The sequence below is a fragment of the Betaproteobacteria bacterium genome (assembly GCA_016720855.1).
Lineage (GTDB): Bacteria > Pseudomonadota > Gammaproteobacteria > Burkholderiales > Usitatibacteraceae > FEB-7.
In genome coordinates, this window is sequence record JADKJU010000005.1 from 359,293 (window position 1) to 376,104 (window position 16,812).

Consider the following 16,812-nt stretch of genomic DNA (forward strand, 5'->3'; position numbering starts at 1 on the left):
CCCTGGCCTTCCTGCGAAACGTTTCCTGCCCGGTGTGATTCCGGAATCCCTACGCGTGAAGGCAAACCTGCTCTCGACGCTCTTCCGGTGGCCATCACCTGGGGATCACGAGCGGGAGTGGCCTACATCCTGGACGAGCAAGCACGTTCCGGCAATGCGCGTGGTCGCGGGAACGCCCGATCCTCCAAGCGATGTGCTGTCGGAAGTGCGCACCGACCCCAACATAAGCAATGCGATCAGCCGAGCCGTCGCTATCACGTTCTTCTGGCCCTTCGTCCGCTATGAATACTCGGTCGGATCAAGCGGTACTACAGCACCGGCATCCAGTCTCGAGGCCGACGGCGTGCGGCAGCAACGAAGAGTCGCCCGCCGCGTCGTGGGCGCTATCCGGTCGCGTCGGAAATGCAGACTTCTACGACCGAAGCACCCCAGGCACCGTGCTCGATCGCGGGATGCCGGACTTGATGGGAAGGACGGGATTGCTGATCAGGGGCTCGGACTGTTCATGCTCACGCTCGCGCTCGATTGCGTTTGTGCAGGGAACCTCCCAGCCGCCAGGCTGTGTCCAGGCGTGGTGTAGAGTTCAGCGTGGTCGGGCTTTGATGCACACAAAACCCGCGTGGCGCGGGGTTCTGTGCGGTCTCCAAGGGTCGAGAGACTTTTGGAGATCAGGATACTGGCGGAGGAGGAAATGCCACAGCGCTAACGGGCTGAAGTCCAGAGGTTCACGATTGTGATGTCCGGATGGGATACGAACATCGCGAAAGTCTCTTCGCTCAATAACCCGGGTCGGCGCGCCATCTGACCACACCCGGTGTGCTTGACCTCGGCGCTTTTGCGGCGCTGGAGAGAACCTGGGGTGATCACGGTAGAAACGGTCGGCAAGGTCCGGCGGCGGCACTTCGTCAAGGGCGAGAGCATCAGCAGGATCGCGCGGGAGACGGGGCTGTCGCGCAACACTGTGAAGCGCTACCTGCGCAACGCGGTCCTGGAACCGGCTATAGCCCGCCATTTCATCAGATGCAACTGAAGCTCGAGCACTCAATGCGCGACGTCCAGGTACTCCCGGGAGTGGACGAGCGGCTTCATCGCGAAAGTCTTCGGCTTTGCCGTTGGGTCTTGCGATGTTGCCTGGGAGCCTTGACACATCCCGCCCAATTTTTCGCAGGTGCCTTTCGGTGACGAATTTCCACTCGTCGGGCAGGTTGTCCGGCCGCGAACCCAGCGCAGGCGTGAGTCGAGGTTTCCACAATCGTTTTGTCCTTTCTTGGCTACGCGGAAGCACTTTTCCTGGCCGTCTGCCGCTTCCGGGTCGTGCGCAACCGCCACCGTAGCGCCCAATGCAATAACGCCTGCGATTGCCGATTGGATCAAGTTTTCTTGGCACTCAAGTAAGGCCCTCCTCGTCTTTCAATTACCAGCGCAATGCCGTCGATTTGCCATGACGCACGGAGTGCAATTGGCTCCTTATGTGCGACGGACCCCGGGGAGAGGCGCGATCCCCCTCCTCACACCCGCCACGGCCCTGTTACCTGCGGCCCAAGGCAAAGACCGGCATATCCCGCCCGAGTTCCCTCACCGTCCCCGGGGGCAGTCCGGCAGCTTGAGCGCTGCACATATGCCTAGCAGCCGGGTCCGCTTGAACACGTTTTCAGGCAAAGGGCCACGAAAATCCCCAGAGGGAGTACAAACTTAAGGGCTTTCTCGTAGGTCTCTTGTGATTTCGGCGCCCGCCAGACACCAGTGCGTCCGCGCGATGCTCGGCTCTTCCGCGTTCGACCCGAAGCGAGCGATGCGCAAGGGTGAGAGATGATTCATGCTCACCCTCGCAAATCTGCAATCTCGGTGAGCCGTCTGGCGACCTCATCTACATAGCGCGAGGGCACCATGCCACACGCCTCCTTGAATATTTCACCGATTCTCACGCAATCGAAGAGGCCATTCGCTACCAGAATAGGCGAGGCCTTCGGCTTGAGCGGATGAACTTCCCCGGTGTCGACGCCAGTGTGCATGAACTTGTCCGGATGCTGCCACGTGAGCACGTGCGGGACGGTGTCCTTGTCGTAGGTGAACTGGAATCCGACGACAACATCGCCACGACCGAGCCACACCACCAGTTCGCAGGTGGCGGTATAGAACCATCGCCGGCGCGGCTCACCTTTGATTTGACGAGGCTCGCGGATTTCGCGCATGACGGTCGATGTCTTCCTCACGGAGTGACGCCGGAGGACGAGGACCGAACATTCCCTGGTAGCTGCATGAGGCCCTTACAGTCGACTGGCACTTGTGCCATTGGCTTGCGAAGGCGCCTCGAACAAGGTGTACGAAACTGACACCGTATCAAGATCCCTGGGTGCCTTCGCACTCACCCGAAAAACGACCGGCATGAGTCGCTTCTCGCCCGCCGCCAGTGTCTGGCTCGTAAAGCAGAAGCACTCCAGCTTCTCGATCCACCGTGCCGCAACTGCAGGCGCCGTGTTCATGATCGCGTTCACGGTTACCGGCCTGTCGAGGTGTTCTCGACCTCACAGCGCACTGTGGCCAGCGCGCCCGGATTCAGCCTGACTGAGCGCTCCAGCGCCTCGAATCGCCAAGGCAGGTTCGACCTCGAGGCCACGAATTCCACGGTGACCGTGCGCGAAATGTCCACTTGCGTGTTGGCGGTGGATACTACGCGGGACTGGGTGATCCCAAGAGATTCGCAAATCTGGCGGTACATGGGAACCATCAGGTAACTGACGCCCCCCATCATGACTACGATCACGAGGAGCTTCGCCAGTAACCGCTTGTTCTGACGTTCCAGCTCATTGGCGGGCATAACGCCTCCGGTCGGGAAAGGAATCGGGAAGGCTGTTCGTGCTTCGTCCGACACCTTCCTCGTGGGCGATCTTCCAGCGGCCATCTTCCACGATCCAGTACTGGCGCTTGCGCAGTCGGGTGGAGAGGTTACTCGAACGATAGTCCTGCTCGAAGGTCACGACCACGAGCGGCTCGGTGCCAGAATCGCGCAAGATGCTGAGTGATCCAAGTTCCACCTTGATCCACGACTTGTCGGCGTTCACGCGCCGTTTGCGCGCCTTCCATGTGGCGAGATCCATGCCATCGCTGCGGAAGTTGCGCGAGTAGTGGTCCAGGTAGTTCTCTGTATTGCGGCTTTCCCAGTCACGACGCCATTGCTCCAATGTCTGTTGGAAATCCTCACTTTCCTGTCGAAGGGCTTCCGGTGCAATCCACTCGATGCGCTCGGCGATTACGACTGGAGTAATGCCTGGTTGGACCCGCGGAGCAAGATCGGCGATTTCCCCGTTGGCAAGTGCTACGCAACCATCGGTTGAGAGAGGACTGCGCGCGTAGTTGTCCGACGGTACACCGTGAAGCCAGATTCCGCTTCCGGTTCGCCCGAGCCGGCGATCCCACTCGTTGGGATAGCTGATGGGAAAGGCGCCCCAGCCGTACAAGTCAGGCAATCGCGCCCCCGGAATGTGGGACGAGACGAAGTAGATGCCAATGGGCGTCTTCTTGTCACCTTCTCGCTCCTTGGCCGTTCCCAGCTTGCCAATGGCCGAGTAGTAGTCGCGCACCGTGCGCAACGTCTTGCTCTGTTCTTCGTAGAGATAGACGCGCGACCGGCTTGCGTCGATGACGATAGCGTGCTGTCCGGAGGTCAGCCGCATCAGGTTGCGAGGTACGAATCCGGCGGGCGGCGGGTCCCTGCGGTTGCGATCCCGGGCGCGAAACTCCGCACGTAACTCCGCGAATGGGTCCGGGTCCGCACCTGTCGGACCCGCAAGCGTGGGGCGACCTGCCCGCGCGAGCAACAGGTCGCCGTGCAACATGTGCGCCATACGGAAGTTTGGAAAACTCGAAACAAGCTGGTCCACTTCCTGAATCGCGGCGTCGAGCTGGCCACCCTCCATGAGTTCGAGTGCCCGATGGAGTTGGCGTTCCGGGTCGTTCGGCGATGATTCGCCGCGCACATCTCGTCCGTGCACAGTTGCTACAGGCAACGAGAGCGCGACGAACAACACGGCGCGTCGAAGAAGCGTAAGCGGCGTTAAAGCCAGCATTTCCTGCGCACGTTTGCGGCTAGATCGCGAGAGCACGACATCGCGTCTGTCCCAAGGGCAAGGTCATTTGTCATTGGTCACGTACCTTCCTCGGCGCAGTGTCATCGCTCATTTTCTGACCGGGATCGTCGGCGCGTTCCTCCTTCGCTCCTTCCACACCAGCTTTCGGTGCTTTGGGCAGTGTCCACCAGACGATTCCCACGGCAATCAGGAGAGCAGCCAATACTTCCAGAAATACCCATCCCACCTCAGATCTCCTCTTGGTAAGCGCTGATGGCATCACAAGATGTGGAGGAAGCTTTCAAACCCACGCCTCACGAGTTCAGGAGGACTCGCAGGTCCGAAGCAATCTTGTCGCCTGCAGTGCCGTACGGGAGCATGAGACGTAGCCGGCCCTTGGTGTCGAAGACCAACGACTGTGCCGAGTGGTCGACGGTGTACGACTCCGGCGTCTTCCCCGGGCGCTCGGCCGCGTAGATCTTGAAATCCTGCGTAACCTTGGCCTGGGCCGCCGCGTCGCCGTAAAGTCCCAGGAAAGCCGGGTTGAACGCGGGCACGTAGTTGCGGAGGAGCTCCGGGGTATCGCGCTTCGGGTCCACGGTCACGAACAGCACCTGCACCCGCGCTCCGTCCGGCCCTAGCAGCTTTACCGCTTGCGCCATGTCCGAGAGCGTCGTCGGGCAGACGTCCGGGCAATTGGTATAACCGAAGAAGAGCGTTACGACCTTGCCGCGAAAGTCCGCGAGTGAGCGTTCCTTGCCGTTGTGGTCGGTCAGCCGGAAGTCGGGACCGAGGTTGGAGCCAGTGATGTCGACACCATTGAAGGGCGTCTTAGACCCGGGCAGAAACTTGTCGCACCCCGCAGTCACGAACGTCGCCAGCACCAAGCCGAGTAGCGCGCGACGAGTCACCACCGGCGCAGGCGCTCCTGCAAAACTACTGGCACGAGTATGCGGCGTCATGGATATGCACCTCGCAGTTCCTCCTTCACCAATGATTGCAGCTCTTCGAGACCGAATTTGGGGAGCGGACGTCCATTGATGAAGAACTCCGGAGTCTTGGTGACGCCCAGGGCGCGGGCATCGGCCATGTCGCGCTCCATGCGTTGGGCGATGTCTGCCCCACCGATGTCTTTGCGCAGCCGCTCGAGATCAAGTCCGACTCTCCCAAGAGCGTTCCAAACCAGGTCCGCACGGACTTCGTGATTTACGGCCCATTGCTCCTGCGAAGCGTAGAGCGCCTCCAGTGTCGGCAGGTACTTGCCTTGACTGCGGGCGGCCTCGAGCACCTTTACCGCATGTTCCGAGCCCTTGTGGAAGGTGACATGGCGAACGGACAGTCGGATCTTGTCCGGATTGTCCATCATCAGTTTCTTTACGTACGGAAAGAAGGTGGCACACGTTTCGCATGCGGGATCGAAGAACTCCACGATGTGCACCTTGGCATCCGGATTGCCAAACGTCGGCGACTGGTCGCTCGCCAGCGCCGGTTGATTCTTTGCGACTGTAGTCTGCGCAGACTGTGCCTTCTCACCCTTGTAGAACAGGGCCGCCCCCGCGAAGGCGAGCAATAGGGCGACCACCGCACCAACAAAGATACCGATTCGGTTGAAGCGACTCACCGGAGGCGCCTCAGGCGCCTGCGGTTCCTGGTTGGCCGATGTCCGTTGGTTGCGCTTGGACGTTCTACTCATGTGAGGCTCCGTTTGCGCGCCACGATCAGCAGCGCGTTCATGACAGAAAAGGCGATGAAGGACAGCAGTGGAATGTTCACGAACCCAAGCCACTGGATCTGGACTTCCGAGCAGGGCACCCCTTGCGAGCAGGGCTTCAGCCCCTCCGGAATCAGGCCTGCTACGAGTAGCACCTGGAAAAGTGAGATTCCCCAACCGACCAACGCGAGCGGCAAGGCGTAACGAATGACCTTCGCGTCATAGGGAAAGAGTCCTAGTGGCAGGATCAGCACCAGGGGGAACATGAAGATGCGCTGATACCAGCAGAGAACACAGGGCGGCAGCTCCATGATCTCGCTGAAGAACAGGGCTCCCAGCGTCGAGGCGCTTGCGATCGCCCAGCAGCCGAAAACGAGCATCCAGGCGGACTCGGATGAGCGTTCCGTCACCTATTGCCCGTCCAGACGTCGAAGTTCGATGGGCGCGTTGCAGTCACTCGCATTGATGAAGACCGGATCACCTACTTTCAAAGCGAAGTCCTCTGAAACGGGCACGGTACGCCAGGCGTTACGCCGATCCCGGCGATACTTGATGGTGGCGTATCGCGTCGTCGAAGACGTCGCCGAGGAAGGCTGCTTGCACTTCTCCGCCACCTTTTCCGCGAGGGTGACACCTTCACCCATTTCGACGATCGTTCCCTTGCGCCACCCTTCATCCCAGGAATGGGATGGGTCGTAGCCCGCACCGGCACAGCCGGTCAAGATTCCCGCTGCAACAATAGCGGCAACGCCAACGTGAGTCTTCATGATCCGCTTTCCCATGCTCTGTCTGGCTCGTACGCAAATCGGGAGTCGGGCGAACGAGTCAGTGCTTGTGTCCCTTGTGGTCCTCGGCCTTGTCCTTCTGCCGAGGCGCGAACCTTGCCTGCTCGGTCTTGCCACCTGCCGTTACCGAAAGAACGACCTTGGTGTCATCCGTGATGGTGAAGTTGCCCACTCCCTTGAGCACACCCTTCCCGGAACCACTCAACTTCACCGTTTCCTTGCTTTTGCCGGAGAGGACCGTCGCGGAGCCCGCGACGTCCGGCCCTTCGATGGCCTTGCCCTTGTGGTTGGTGACATAGAGGACGAGCTCCTTGTCTTTTGCCACTAGCTCAAGGTCGAAGCTGACCGTTTCTCGTACCTGACCGCCGTACTTGGGATGCTCCTCGGCGGCAATGGCCGACGTGATGACGAGGACAGCTGAGGCGGCACCCAGGAATGACACAACTTTCATGAACTTCTCCATTGTTGGTAGTTGGAAACACTCTGAATGACTAGACATGGGGCCCGCCTATGACTACCGCCTTCGAGACATCGATAACCAGAATCCATCCGGCAATCCGCTGCCCGGTGCGCGCCGTGCGATCAATCAGGGCAACCAACGGCTCCACCTGGTCGTCCTCGCAAAGCAGCTCAAGGCGAACTTCGTCGATCACGGCTTCGCCGAGCTGCAGCGAGTACCTCTGCTCGGCACTGTCCACCGGTTTCAGCAGGCTTTGGACCGACGTTGCGTTGATGTTGCGTACGCCGAGCAGGGTGGCACTCGACATCAAGCCCGACTCTTCAATGGCGGCAATTACGTCGGCAATGCGATTGCTGTGCACATAGGCTTTGATCTCCTTCACGCGTCATCTCCTTCTCGGGTGCGTGCTTGTTCGCGACGGGTCTCCAGCCACTCGTAGAGCAGGGGCAGCAGCAGCAGCGTTAGTGCCGTCGATGTGAAGAGCCCCCCTACGACCACCGTGGCCAGCGGCCGCTGAGTCTCCGCCCCCACTCCGGTCGAGATCAGCATCGGCACGAGACCGAGGATGGCCACGGAGGCGGTCATGAGCACAGGCCTGAGCCGTAGGGCGACCCCTTGCCGGACCGCGTCCCGGACGCTGTAGCCCTGATGTCGCAAGTCGTTGAGGAACGTCACCAACACGATGCCGTTGAGCATGGCCACGCCGAATACGGCGATGAATCCGATCGCCGAGGGAACCGAAACGAACTGGCCGGTGACGGCGAGCCCGAACACGCCGCCGATGATGGCAAAGGGCACGTTGGCGATGATGAGAGTCGCATGCGCCACGGAGTTGAAGGCCGTGTACAGCAGGATGAAGATCAGCCCGATGGTGAGCGGCACGATGATCGCCAGGCGATTCAGGGCGCGCTGCTGGTTCTCGAAGGCGCCGCCCCACTCTACCCAGTAGCCCTCCGGCAGCTTCACCTGTGCCTTCAGCTTCGCGTCGGCCTCTTTCACGAAACCATCGACGTCGCGTCCCTTCACATCCATCTGGATCACTGCATACCGCTGGAGCTGCTCGCGCCGGACGAACGTGTAGCCTTCGTCCGTCTCGATGCTCGCCACGCGCGACAGCGGAACCAACGCGCCGCCGGGACCGCGCAGCGGGATGTTGCCGATGGAGCGCAGACTGTCCCGCGATGCCAGGTCCAGTCGCACCTGGATATCGAAGCGGCGTGTTCCATCAAGGAGCGTGCTGACCGCCTTGCCTCCGATGCCGGCCTGCACCATTTCCAGGATGTCGTCGGCACTGATGCCATAACGCGATGCGGCCTGCCGGTCGACCTTCACGACAATCTGTGGCTTGCCCTTGTTTGCCTCCAGGGATAGATCGGCCACACCAGGCACAGCCCCCAGTATCGGTTTGATCTGTGCGCCGAGGCGATCGAGGACTTCAAGGTCGGGACCATAGACCTTCAAGGCGAGCGTTGCCCGAACGCCGGAGATCAGTTCTTCCACGCGCATCTGAATGGGTTGTGTGGCAGCCACGACCACCGTCGGCATGGCCTCCTCAAGCGTTTCCTGCATGGCGGCGGACAATTTAGCCATGGACATGCGCTTTGGCCATTCCGATTCCGGTTTCACATCGACCAGGACCTCCATGTAATTGGCGTCCGTCGTCTCGCCCTTCTCGGCGCGGCCAATGGTGGCGAGAACCGACTTCGTTTGCGGGTAGCTCTTCTTGAGCACATCATTCATGCGCTGCGACACGCGTACGGACTCCTCCAGCGAGGTCGAGGGTATGCCCGTGACCCGAAACATGATGGCGCCCTCCTGCAGCGTCGGCATGAACTCCTTGCCAAGAAACGGAAAGGCCGCCAACGAGATGACGAGAAGGACTGAGGCGCCACCCACGACCAAACGCTTTCGCTCGAGGGCCCAATCCAGGATCGGCAGAAAGGCCCGCTTGGCGCGCGCTACCAGCCAGGTGTCTCGCTCCTCCATCGGCTTCAGGATGAGTGCAGAAAGCACCGGGACGAGCGTCATGGTGAGAAAGAGCGAGCCCGCCATGGCGAACGTGATGGTGAGCGCCATGGGCTTGAAGAGCTTGCCCTCCAGTCCGGTCAGCGAAAAGAGCGGCAGGAACACGACGATGATGATGAGAATCGCGAACGCGATCGGGTTCATGACCTCGCGCGCCGCTTCGAGAATCACGTGGGTGCGATTGACTGGGGGTCCCCCGACCTTGTGCGCCAGCAGTCGAAAACTGTTCTCCACCATCACCACGGCTCCGTCCACCATCATGCCGATGCCTATGGCCAGGCCAGAAAGGGACATCAGGTTGGCCGAAAGTCCGAAATATTGCATGAGCATGAAAGCAATCAGCATGCAAAGCGGCAAGGTCACGATCACAACAATCGCCGAGCGGATCTCGCCAAGGAATAAGAACAGCACCACGGCAACCAGGATGGAGCCCTCCAGTAAGGCGCGCTCCGCCGTGCTCATCGCCTTGTCGACGATCTCCGTCCGGTCGTAAACCGGGTTGATGCTCACGCCTGCGGGCAAGGACTGCTGGGCAAGTGCGAGCTTTGCCTTCACGGACTCGACAACGTTTTTGGCATTCTCGTTGATGCGGGCCAATGCAATGCCGAGCGTGACTTCCTTGCCATCGCGAGTGACCGCGCCGAAACGCAAGCCCGGACCTTCCTTGACCTCGGCCACGTCATGCACGTGAATTGGCGTGGCCTCCCGCTCTGTTACGACGATGTCTCCAATTTCCTCGGCTGTGCTGACCAGTCCCAAACCACGTACCAGGAACTGCTCTTGCCCGAGGTTTACGAACTGCCCGCCCACCTGGCGGTTGTTGGCAGTAATTGCCTCCATCACGGCCTTGAAGGTCAACCCATACTTGATGAGCTTGTTGGGATCGATCTGAACCTGGAACTGCTTTTCAAACCCACCCCAGGAGGTCACGTCGTCCACACCCGGGGCGGTGCGAAGCATCAGGCGCACGTTCCAGTCTTGAATGGTGCGCAGATCCATGGCCGAAAGCTTCTGGTCTGCCGATTCGATCGTGTACCAGAACACCTGCCCCAGCCCGGAGCTGTTCGGCCCAAGCTCGGGTTCCCCGTAGCCTTGCGGGATTCTCTCCTTGGCCTCCTGGAGCTTCTCGCCGACCAATCGACGGGCAAAGTAGATGTCGACGTTGTCCTTGAAGTACACCCCGACGTAGGAGAGGCCGAAGAGGGAAATGGAGCGGATGTACTCCACGCCAGCCAGCCCCGCCATCGAAGTCTCGATGGGCGACGTAAGCAGGCGCTCCACGTCTTCGGCGGCGAGACCGGGGGACTCGGTGTAGATGCTGACCTGGTTTGGCGTGACGTCGGGAAAGGCGTCCACAGGCACCTGCTGGAACGCACGCACGCCGAAGACCACCAGAAGGACAAAGCCCACCAGCACAAGGACCTTGTAGCGCAAGGCCGCATTGACGATTTGATTTAGCATGGTCGGGTCAGTGCGCGTGGCCTTCGCCGATCTGCGACTTCAGCGACCGGGCCTTCAATGCATAGGCGCCGCCCACCACCACCAACTCGTCGACCTTGAGGCCGGCCTTGATCACGACTCGCCCCTGAAGGCGCTCGCCCAGCTGCACGGCGCGCGGTTCGAAGCCGTCATGGTCTTCAATGAAAACCGTGGGCTGTGCGGAGATAAGCACGACAGCCTCGTCGGGCAACACGATGGCCTTCGACTTGCCGGAGGTCTGGATGGCGGCGGTGACAAACATCTCCGGCTTCAGGCGCCCATCCGGATTGCGGACCTCGATGCGACCCCGGATGGTGCGCGTTTCCTTGTCGAGCGTGGCGCCGATGAAGGTGAGCTTTCCGGGGATACGCTCCGTTGGGTAGGCGGAGGCGGTCACCATCGCGCTATCGCCTACCTTGATGCGGGAAAGGTCCTTCTCCGCGAGATTCGCCTCGATCCAGAGGACGGACAGGTCGGCAATTCCGAAGAGGGGCTTATCTGGCTGCGCCAGTTCACCCAGAACGGCCTTCTTCTCGATAATCGTGCCGGCGAAGGGTGCCGTCAGCGGAAACACCGAGACATTGTCGCCATTGATTCCAATCCCGAGCATTTGCACCTTGTCGGCTGCGGCTCGCAAGGCCGCCCGAGCCTTTTCATGCTCAGCCCTGGCGCGCAGGAAGTCCTTTTGGGAGACGATCTGCTCAGCCTGCAACCGTTCTGCGCGTTCCAGATTGGACTTGGCGACCCGCGCTTCGCTTTCTGCCTGCACATAGGCCGAACGCGCCTCGCCCACTTCGATGCTGTCGAGGCTGGCTAGTACCTGACCCGCGCGCACCTGATCACCGAGATTGGCGCTCACGTTGACGATCTTGCCGGGCACCCGCGGCGCCAGGCGGGCGAGGCGGTCCTGGTTGGCCTGAATGGTGGCGGTCACCACCAATTGGTCGGACACCTCCTGCTCCTGCACGGGCTCGACACGAATGCCGGCGACTTTCAGTTCCTCGTCCGACAGCTTGATGGCCTGGCCTTCCGTGTGAGCGGCTTCGGATCCCTTCTCGTCATGCTTGTCGCCCTTGGCAGGCGCAGACTTATTGGCGGACTTGGTGGTTGCGCCCTTGTCCGGCGTGGCTGCTTCCTTGCTATCGCATCCGGCCAGAACAAGGGGAGACGGCACCGAGAAATGCGGCCAACGCAAGACGCGATGCCGGGGATTCGTTTAAAGACTGCTGCATGGGGTGCTCCTGAAGAATTCGAGAATGTGGGTCATGACGATCAGCGATCAGCGAGCAGCAGTCTCTGCTGCGCTTCCGGCAATTTGATCGAGGGCGATGCGAGTCAGGCGCAACTCGGTGATCGCCTCTAGGAGGTCACGGCGGCCATCGAGCAGCTGCCGGTTGACAAGAACCTGCTGAGGCACGCCGATTTCGCCCTCGCGCAAAGACTGTTGTGACAGACGCTGGTTCTCCTCGAGTGCGGGCAACACAGCGTCGCGTAAGTTCTGCACGCGACTCCTGAGACTCTGATAGCGATGCCAGAGTGCGCGCACATTGGCGCCTTGGCCCCTTTCGAGCCCTTGGCGCTCGGCCTGCGCGCGAGCGAGGTCAGCCTGCGCTTGCGCCACATTGCCGCTATTGCGCTTGAATAGCGGCAACGGCACGGAGACGCTGAGAAGCGTGATGTTCTCGCGGAAGTCTTGCGGGCCCTCGCGTCCCACGCCGAGTCCTACGGTGATGTCCGGAATGCGCGCCGCGAGTTCGAGATCGAGCTTGCTTCGCGCCGCCGCTTCCTTGGCCTGAATTGCTTTCAGTTGCGAGCGTTCGGCGGCTGTTTCGAGCAAGCGCTCTAGCGCTGGCACTGTCGCCCTGGATTCGAGATCACCGACAACGTCCGGGAGAGTCGCTGATGGCCATTGCAAGAGTTCGCCCAGTTCGACGCGGGCCTGCAGGAGTTGGTCCGTCAGCGCGGCAAGCTGGTTACGGGCGCGCCCTGCTTCGATGAGCGCCACATTGCCATCCAGCCTGCTGTCCTCGCCGGCTGCCACGCGCTTACCCGCGAAGCTGGATGTACGCTCGATCAGCGTGAGTGAATCGCGTTCGATGCCAATTCGGGCCTGCAAGGCGAGTACCTGCACAAAGCGCCTCTCGACATCCGCGCGCACCTCGCGTTCGGCTTCCTGCGCGAGCAGTTGTGCGGCAATGAGCTCCTGCCGCGCCGCTTCGCGTCGGTGGCCATGCTGCCCGCCGATCTCCAGGGCCTGGGTGATTCCAGCACCCCATTCGCGGTTCGTGGTGGTGCCAATATCCGATGGCGGTAGCTGGCGACGCAGGCCCTCGGCATTGAACTCAGGGTTGTTCCACAGGAGACCGCGAGTATCTTCGGCGTGGCCCTCGGCCGCAGCCACGGCGGCGCGTGCCGATTTCAAGCTGATGCTGTTCTGCTCAGCCAGAGTCCAGGCTTCCTGAAGCGTGAGCGGCTTGGCCGGAGTCACCGGCATTTCAGTGCCCTGAGCGTGCGCGGCAGCGATCCAGAGCAGGCAGGAAATCCCAAACAATTTCTTCATCGTGTCCTCGATCGAACTCTGGCAAAGCGACGCCAGCGGAAATCCAGAAGGAATCCGGCGAGAGGACGCCGCGCTTGGGTCAGCGCTAGCGACTAAAGGTAGGAGACTCGCCGGGGCTTACGCGCCGAGGGCGAGTGGAGGACGGAAAGGATTTTCTGGAGGGTGCTGCGGGAAGGAGTCGTGCAACTGGAACTGGGGGCTTCCCCCTGTTTCCGCAATCGACGTCGAAGCATCCACAACCACGGCACTGGCGCACAGGTGGTGACACATCGGACATTCGAAGTCGCCAGGAACGCCCGACTTGTCCTTGTCCGTGTCGGCTGCCTTGTCCACGGTTTGCTTTTCGTGGTGCCCCAGGTGTGATTGCGCAGCGGGAGGCGTTTCGTGCTGGCAGTACTCCGCCACAGCAGCGAAACTCCACTGCAGGGGGAGGACAAACAACACGATGATGGCCAGGAGACGTCGCATGAGGCAGGAGTTCAGTGCTCGTTCAGTATCGCGGCGGGAGACATCCGCAAACGCGTTCGTGATGGCGGCGTACCAAATTCAATGCATACCCATCGACTTCGATTGCGCGGCGGCACTCTACCAGAAAAATGCCCCTACAAGCTGTCCGACAAAGTGCATCAAGCTCACCCATTGAGCTTGGCGATAAGGGGAAGCAGAGTCTTTTCCAGCACTTCCGGAGTAATGGGACCGATCTGCTTGTAGCGGATCACGCCCTGCTTGTCGATCACGAAGGTCTCCGGCGCACCGTACACGCCATAGTCGATGCCGACCTTGCCTTCGAAATCCCACACCGACAGTTGGTAGGGATCGCCATTCTGCTGCAGCCAGCGTTTCGCATCGGCGCGCTGGTCCTTGTAGTTGAGGCCGACGATGGGAGCGATGCCACGGCGACTCATGTCGTTCAGCACAGGGTGCTCAATCTTGCAGGCGGGGCACCAGGATGCCCACACGTTGAGCAACCAGACCTTGCCCTTCATCTGTTCCGGCGAAAACGTCACCTGTGGATCGTGGAGCTGGGTCAGAGTGAAGACGGGCGCGGGCTTGTCGATGAATGGGGAAGGAATCTGTCGCGGGTCCCTGGTCAGTCCGATGCCGAGGAAAACGCACATCACGGCAAAGATCGCCAGCGGAACGATGTACTTGAGCGCCTTCATTGTCTCGGTCTCCTGTCGTCGTCGCCACGGTGGATCCCATGGCGGCACTGGCTGTTTCCGCACGTCCTCACTCCGTCACCATCAGGTAGATGCCCAGGCCGACCATCGCCACGCCGCTGATGAGCTTCAGCCAGCGACCTTCCTTCTCCTGGAGGCGGCGGTGGGACAGGGTGGTCACTCCAATGGCCAGCACGATCATGTCGTCAAACATGTAGGCCGCGTTGTAGAGGAGCAGGTAGCCGTAGTAGCTGGCGGTATCGAGGTTGCGCAGCGTGAGGATGCGCGTGAAGAGTGCCGGGAAGCCTGAAGTGCAAAGGAATTCGACGACCTGCACGAGCAGCCCCAGGATGATGACGCCGACGATCGCGGCCGGCAGGCTCTTCGCGTGCAGGATGGCCCGCATGCGCGCGTATATTCCCGGCTTGGACTTGTCGGAAATGGAAAGGGAAAAGCCGACGCCGGGCGCCACGAAATCCTTGAGGTTGATCAGGCCGGCGAAGATGGCGATCAGGGCGACGATGATCTGGGAGGCGCGCGACAGGCCGATGAGCAGGAACAGGTTGAGCCACGCCGCCATGAAGACGAAGTACGCGATGCCCTCCACCAGGACGAATGTCCCCGCGATGGCGAGCATGCGCTTGCGGTCGTTGAGCGTGGAGAGCAGCGAGATCATCAATATCAGGACCCAGATCGAGCAGGGATTCAGACCATCGAGCAGCCCCATGGCGACCGTGAAGGCCGGCAGGCCCACGTCCTCGAGCGTCACCGTCCTGCCGAAGAGGGTCACCTCGAAGGCGCCGGCTTCCTCCTCCGCCCTGCAGGTGGAGCCCTCCTGCGCCGCGCAACTCTCACCCTGGACACCGCCCTCTCCGGGCTTGATCGCCTGTCCCTGAAGCGCGCCCCGGATCAGCTTGTCCGTCGACGCCTCCGTCGAGAACCCGAAGATCAGCTGTCCGTTCACGAAGAACGCCGGCACGCGCGCATTGCCCGCCTTCTGCTGCTTCGCGATCTCCTGCAGGCGCTCGAGCGCGGAAGGTTCCTTGAGAACGTCGCGGATGACGATGTCGAGATCCGGTCGTTCCCTGGCGAGGCCGCCCAGGAAGACCTCGGCCTTCGCGCAATGCGGGCAGCCTTCGCGGACGAACACCTCCATGACCTGCTTTCCCGCGCTGGCGCTCGCTGCACCAGCAGCCTGCGGGGCGTTCGCCAGCGCGGGAGCGGAAGCGATCCAGGCCAGGCACGCCACCAGGAAGAAGCAGGCCCAATGGGCGAGCCCTCGCGCAGCGGCCGAGGCGCGTTCCGCCCCATGCGGGCGGCTCATTTGTACGCTCTCGCGATCTCGTCGGCGACCAGGCGCTGCAGTTGCTGCCGGCCGAAGCTCTGCATCTGGCGACCGTTGACGAAATACTCCGGCGTCTTGGTCACCTTCAATTGGGCCGCCTCGATGCGGTCCAGCGTCGCGCGCTGCTCGACCTCCGGCGCCTTCATGTCGGCAGCAAGTTGCTGCATGTCGAGTCCCACGCCGGCAATGGCCTGCCGGACGAGTTCGGGCTCGACCGCGTGATTGATGGCCCAGCGCTCCTGGGTGGCCAGCACCGCCTCCAACGTCTGCCAGTACTTGTCCTGCTTGCGGCTCGCCTCCAGAAGCGCGACCACGTAATCGGAACCCTTGTGGAATGCGACGTGCCGGATCGAAACCCGGATCCTGTTCGGGTTGTCGGCCATCATCTGCTTGACCAAGGGATAGAACGCGGCGCACGTCTCGCACGCCGGATCAAGGAACTCAACGATGTGGACCTTGGCTCCCGGGTCGCCCATCGTCGGCGAATGCTGGCTCGCGAGTCCCGGCCGGCTTGTCGACGATGACGACTGCGAGTACAGGAATATCCCCACCACGATGGCCAACAGGAGGGCGACACCTGACACGATGAGGACCGTCCTTCCGCCGGTCGGGCGGGATTGCGGAATCGTTTGCGGTTCCTGCGATTCCTGCTGTGCCGTAGCTTTCGTATCGACTGTTCTGGACTTCGAGTTCTTGCTCATCCCAATCTCCGGTTCTGGCCGCGCGCCGCGACCCGCTGCACGTCAATCTGGCGACGTGTGCAAACGGCGGGCCTGGAACATGGCCGGCGATCGATGGTGAATCGATTCGTCCGCTCGCATCACATCCGGGCCGACGTTCGCGGGCGACGGCCCACGATTGGCCCTTTCAATCCCTCAGGCGAGCGACGAGGGCGGCGGCCGTAGGGGGTGTCGGGATGTGGTTCGGGGCGCGACAGGAATGCGTGCTGGTCCCCGGAGTGCCGGCAATCACGCCGATCGTGGAAGGAAGGACTACGAGGGCATTGATGCCAAGACCATGGCAATCGGTGCAATCCGGACTGCATTGGACTTCGGTGGGTTCGCTGTGTGCGCAGCATTCATGGCCCGCAACGCCCACTGCCGCAGGTCCAAAGTCGTCGACTTGCAGCGCCACCCGAAGGGTTGCCGCTGGGCCTTGGCTCTCGCAGCCGAAGGACTGCGCCGTCCAAGCCCACTGCAGCGGTAGCGCAACGAGCAACA

Annotated in this window: 17 protein-coding genes and 1 pseudogene; 1 reads left to right on the plus strand and 17 read right to left on the minus strand. The window is 61.4% G+C overall.

Annotated elements, in window-relative coordinates; genetic code table 11:
• Positions 1-862 precede the first annotated feature (862 nt).
• Positions 863-1,000: pseudogene (locus tag IPP91_19500) on the plus strand (helix-turn-helix domain-containing protein).
• Positions 1,001-1,820: 820 nt separating this feature from the next.
• On the opposite strand, the gene IPP91_19505 reads toward IPP91_19500, so the two are convergent.
• The 17 genes from IPP91_19505 to IPP91_19585 form a co-directional block, all read right to left on the minus strand.
• Positions 1,821-2,192, minus strand: a complete 372-nt coding sequence (locus tag IPP91_19505; protein MBL0144224.1) for a hypothetical protein — start codon at positions 2,190-2,192, stop codon at positions 1,821-1,823.
• Positions 2,193-2,267: 75 nt separating this feature from the next.
• Complete coding sequence (locus IPP91_19510) at positions 2,268-2,495, minus strand: cytochrome c oxidase assembly protein (GenBank protein ID MBL0144225.1); 228 nt, start codon at positions 2,493-2,495, stop codon at positions 2,268-2,270.
• Positions 2,496-2,497: 2 nt separating this feature from the next.
• Positions 2,498-2,818, minus strand: a complete 321-nt coding sequence (locus IPP91_19515; GenBank protein MBL0144226.1) for a cytochrome c oxidase assembly protein — start codon at positions 2,816-2,818, stop codon at positions 2,498-2,500.
• On the minus strand, positions 2,805-4,028 hold the full coding sequence (locus tag IPP91_19520; GenBank protein ID MBL0144227.1) for a L,D-transpeptidase family protein: 1,224 nt from the start codon (positions 4,026-4,028) through the stop codon (positions 2,805-2,807). Before IPP91_19520 ends, IPP91_19515 begins: the two co-directional genes overlap by 14 nt.
• A 353-nt stretch (positions 4,029-4,381) precedes the next feature.
• A complete protein-coding gene (locus IPP91_19525) occupies positions 4,382-5,029 on the minus strand; it encodes an SCO family protein (GenBank protein MBL0144228.1) in 648 nt (215 codons plus the stop codon).
• Positions 5,026-5,760: a thioredoxin domain-containing protein gene (locus IPP91_19530; protein ID MBL0144229.1), complete on the minus strand. Its 735-nt coding sequence runs from the start codon at positions 5,758-5,760 to the stop codon at positions 5,026-5,028. Before IPP91_19530 ends, IPP91_19525 begins: the two co-directional genes overlap by 4 nt.
• Positions 5,757-6,158, minus strand: a complete 402-nt coding sequence (locus IPP91_19535; protein ID MBL0144230.1) for a disulfide bond formation protein B — start codon at positions 6,156-6,158, stop codon at positions 5,757-5,759. The genes IPP91_19530 and IPP91_19535 overlap by 4 nt, the downstream gene beginning before the upstream one ends.
• 30 nt (positions 6,159-6,188) lie before the next feature.
• Entirely contained in the window at positions 6,189-6,545 is a 357-nt protein-coding gene (locus IPP91_19540; GenBank protein ID MBL0144231.1) for a hypothetical protein, read from the minus strand.
• Between the two features lie 58 nt (positions 6,546-6,603).
• Positions 6,604-7,014 (minus strand): hypothetical protein, encoded by a 411-nt coding sequence (locus IPP91_19545; protein MBL0144232.1) that lies wholly within the window; start codon positions 7,012-7,014, stop codon positions 6,604-6,606.
• Positions 7,015-7,054: 40 nt separating this feature from the next.
• Positions 7,055-7,405, minus strand: a complete 351-nt coding sequence (locus IPP91_19550) for a P-II family nitrogen regulator (GenBank protein MBL0144233.1) — start codon at positions 7,403-7,405, stop codon at positions 7,055-7,057.
• On the minus strand, positions 7,402-10,509 hold the full coding sequence (locus IPP91_19555) for an efflux RND transporter permease subunit (GenBank protein MBL0144234.1): 3,108 nt from the start codon (positions 10,507-10,509) through the stop codon (positions 7,402-7,404). Before IPP91_19555 ends, IPP91_19550 begins: the two co-directional genes overlap by 4 nt.
• Before the next feature lie 7 nt (positions 10,510-10,516).
• On the minus strand, positions 10,517-11,722 hold the full coding sequence (locus IPP91_19560; GenBank protein MBL0144235.1) for an efflux RND transporter periplasmic adaptor subunit: 1,206 nt from the start codon (positions 11,720-11,722) through the stop codon (positions 10,517-10,519).
• Positions 11,723-11,806: 84 nt separating this feature from the next.
• A complete protein-coding gene (locus tag IPP91_19565; GenBank protein MBL0144236.1) occupies positions 11,807-13,021 on the minus strand; it encodes a TolC family protein in 1,215 nt (404 codons plus the stop codon).
• A gap of 183 nt (positions 13,022-13,204) precedes the next feature.
• On the minus strand, positions 13,205-13,555 hold the full coding sequence (locus tag IPP91_19570) for a hypothetical protein (protein MBL0144237.1): 351 nt from the start codon (positions 13,553-13,555) through the stop codon (positions 13,205-13,207).
• A 164-nt stretch (positions 13,556-13,719) separates the two neighbouring features.
• Entirely contained in the window at positions 13,720-14,250 is a 531-nt protein-coding gene (locus tag IPP91_19575) for a DsbE family thiol:disulfide interchange protein (protein MBL0144238.1), read from the minus strand.
• A 67-nt stretch (positions 14,251-14,317) separates the two neighbouring features.
• Positions 14,318-15,571, minus strand: a complete 1,254-nt coding sequence (locus IPP91_19580) for an NrdH-redoxin (GenBank protein MBL0144239.1) — start codon at positions 15,569-15,571, stop codon at positions 14,318-14,320.
• Complete coding sequence (locus tag IPP91_19585; GenBank protein MBL0144240.1) at positions 15,568-16,293, minus strand: thioredoxin domain-containing protein; 726 nt, start codon at positions 16,291-16,293, stop codon at positions 15,568-15,570. The genes IPP91_19580 and IPP91_19585 overlap by 4 nt, the downstream gene beginning before the upstream one ends.
• Positions 16,294-16,812: the final 519 nt, after the last annotated feature.